This is a genomic window from Citrobacter sp. MGH 55 (genome assembly GCF_016906145.1).
GTDB lineage: Bacteria > Pseudomonadota > Gammaproteobacteria > Enterobacterales > Enterobacteriaceae > Citrobacter_A > Citrobacter_A amalonaticus.
This window is the reverse complement of record NZ_CP070239.1, coordinates 3,171,832-3,175,091: the sequence shown is the minus strand read 5'-3', so window position 1 is coordinate 3,175,091 and position 3,260 is coordinate 3,171,832. Positions and strand designations below refer to the sequence as shown.

At 47.1% G+C, this 3,260-nt stretch carries 3 protein-coding genes; all 3 read right to left on the bottom strand.

Annotated elements, in window-relative coordinates:
* A partial coding sequence (locus tag JTI98_RS12735) for a Wzz/FepE/Etk N-terminal domain-containing protein (protein WP_252869583.1) occupies window positions 1–253 on the bottom strand: 253 nt, incomplete at its 3' end.
* 143 nt (window positions 254–396) lie between these two features.
* Window positions 397–1,563 (bottom strand): UDP-glucose 6-dehydrogenase, encoded by a 1,167-nt coding sequence (gene ugd / locus JTI98_RS12730; RefSeq protein WP_216081331.1) that lies wholly within the window; start codon window positions 1,561–1,563, stop codon window positions 397–399.
* Between the two features lie 236 nt (window positions 1,564–1,799).
* Complete coding sequence (gene gndA / locus JTI98_RS12725; protein ID WP_042318138.1) at window positions 1,800–3,206, bottom strand: NADP-dependent phosphogluconate dehydrogenase; 1,407 nt, start codon at window positions 3,204–3,206, stop codon at window positions 1,800–1,802.
* Between the last annotated feature and the right edge of the window lie 54 nt (window positions 3,207–3,260).

Below are 3,260 nucleotides of genomic sequence, written 5' to 3'. Positions count from 1 at the left end.
CATCCTGACCGTAAAGAATACTCATGGCATTGGTATACGTTGCCAACTGGCCAGCGTCAGGTTGAGTAATAATCGCCGTTGAGGTCCATTTTTCTTTCGCCACCGCCAGGTAACCCACAGCCAGAGCGATAGCCACAATAATGCAGATGATTATTGTCACTTTACCGCGCCAAATCTGAATCACTAAGTCAATCAAATCAATCTGTTCCGGTTCGTTGCTGCGCCCGGATAGGTTGTTATTTTCCACTGTCATCATTGCCTTAAACAAGAAAGCTCTAAACTCGCCACAGTTTATCGGGAAACGTAATTTATGCCATAGGAAATTTGACAGGATTGCGAAAATTCTGGTAGGTCTTTAACCCATTATCAGGGACTCCCTTCCCCTCAGTTGACTTTTCAATCACTACCGAAAAGGTCTCGGGTATAGACTTTCTCGAATACGTCTTTGAGTTCTTCAGCCATCCGGTTCGAGATAATGACGTCAGCCTGTAGTTTAAACTGCGTCAGGTCACGTTCGATTCGCGAGTTGAAAAACGTCTCGTCCTGCATTACGGGTTCATATATCACCACTTCCACACCTTTAGCTTTAATGCGCTTCATGATCCCCTGAATGGACGATGCGCGGAAGTTATCCGAGCCGCTTTTCATGATCAGACGATATATCCCTACAACCTTTGGTTTTCTGGCGAGAATGGCATCAGCGATAAAGTCTTTACGGGTGCGGTTGGCATCAACGATTGCGGAAATAATATTATTCGGGACTGACTGATAATTAGCCAGAAGCTGCTTGGTATCCTTTGGCAGGCAATAACCGCCGTAACCAAATGAGGGATTGTTGTAGTGATTGCCAATACGCGGATCCAGACAAACCCCCTCGATGATCTGGCGGGTATTTAAACCTAAACTTTCAGCGTAGCTATCGAGTTCGTTAAAATAGGCCACGCGCATCGCCAGATAGGTGTTGGCAAAAAGCTTGATCGCTTCTGCTTCGGTAGAATCTGTAAACAGCGTAGGAATATCTTGCTTCACCGCCCCTTCCTGAAGCAAAGCGGCAAACCGCTCTGCCCGTTCAGAGCGCTCGCCGATGACAATACGCGATGGATATAAGTTGTCATAGAGCGCCTTACCTTCACGCAAAAACTCAGGGGAAAAAATAATATTTTGTGTTTTAAATTTCTTACCCATCGCGGCGGTAAACCCAACCGGGACGGTAGACTTAATTATCATTACCGCATTTGGATTAATCGCTATCACATCCTGAATGACAGACTCGACGCTTGAAGTATTGAAGTAATTGGTCTTCGGATCATAATCGGTCGGCGTCGCAATAATAACATAATCTGCGTTTCGATAGGCGTCATGCTTATCCAGTGTGGCTTTGAAATTAATATTCTCCGACGTTAAGAACTGCTGAATTTCTTTATCGACAATCGGAGATATCCGATCATTCAACATTTCAACACGAGAGGGGATGATGTCTAACGCAACCACATCATGATGCTGTGCGATTAGCAGACCGTTGGACAGCCCGACATATCCGGTACCGGAGATGGTGATTTTCATTGCATGCTCTCAGAATTAACTTAATTAGACATCATGATGTATTCACATCCTGACACGTTATTATTGTTTTAGCGTCTGAGCGAATAAGGTGTCAACGAAGCCTAATACAATTAGGATTATCTTTATCATCCTAAAGGGACAATATTAAGTTAATATTAAGCGATGAAGATTATGCAATAAGAATCAGGATAAAAAAAAGCCCGGTCTTTAGACCGGGCTTCTGACAGACAATGTATTTAATCCATCCATTCGGTATGGAAAACGCCTTCTTTATCAGTACGCTTATAGGTATGCGCACCGAAGTAATCACGTTGTGCCTGGATCAGGTTAGCTGGCAGTACTTCAGCACGATAGCTGTCATAGTAGGCAACGGCCGCAGAGAAGGTCGGTACCGGGATGCCATTCTGAACAGCGTAGGCAACAACATCACGCAGCGCCTGCTGATATTCATCAGCGATGTTCTTGAAGTACGGATCTAACAGCAGATTGGCAATGCCTGCATTCTTCGCGTAGGCGTCCGTGATCTTCTGCAGGAACTGCGCACGAATAATGCAACCTGCACGGAAAATCTTCGCAATTTCACCGTAATTCAGATCCCAGTTGTACTCATCGGACGCCGCACGCAGTTGAGAGAAGCCCTGCGCATAGGAAACGATTTTACCAAGGTACAGCGCACGACGAACTTTCTCAATAAACTCAACTTTATCACCTGCAGGTTGCGCTTTCGGACCGGTCAGGACCTTAGAAGCCGCAACACGCTGGTCTTTCAGCGAGGAGATGTAACGCGCAAAAACGGATTCAGTGATCAAAGATAGCGGTTCGCCGAGATCCAGAGAACTTTGGCTTGTCCACTTACCGGTACCTTTGTTTGCCGCTTCGTCCAGAATGACATCAACGAGGTATTTACCCTCTTCATCTTTTTTGGTGAAGATGTCTTTAGTGATGTCAATCAGGTAGCTGCTAAGCTCGCCGTTGTTCCATTCCGTAAAGGTGCTGGCCAGCTCTTCATTAGAGAGATTCAGGCCGCCTTTCAGCAGAGAATAGGCTTCAGCGATGAGCTGCATATCGCCATATTCGATACCGTTGTGAACCATTTTCACGTAATGGCCTGCGCCATCAGCACCGATATAGGTCACGCAAGGCTCGCCATCTTCAGCGACTGCAGCGATCTTCGTCAGAATCGGAGCCACCAGTTCGTAGGCTTCTTTCTGCCCACCCGGCATGATAGACGGCCCTTTCAGCGCACCTTCCTCACCACCGGAAACACCGGTGCCGATGAAGTTGAAACCTTCAGCAGAAAGTTCACGGTTACGACGAATGGTGTCCTGGAAGAAAGTATTACCACCATCAATGATGATATCGCCTTTATCCAGATACGGTTTCAGAGAATCAATGGCAGCATCGGTACCCGCGCCTGCTTTCACCATTAACAGGATACGACGAGGCGTTTCGAGGGATTCAACAAACTCTTTCACCGTGTAGTAAGGCACCAGTTTCTTGCCAGGGTTCTCGGCAATCACTTCTTCGGTCTTTTCACGGGAGCGGTTGAACACGGAGACGGTATAACCACGGCTCTCGATGTTGAGCGCCAGGTTGCGCCCCATCACTGCCATGCCGACGACGCCGATCTGTTGCTTGGACATTACATACTCCTGTCAGGTGTGTTCACCGCGCGACGCATGCGCGGCTTGAATGTG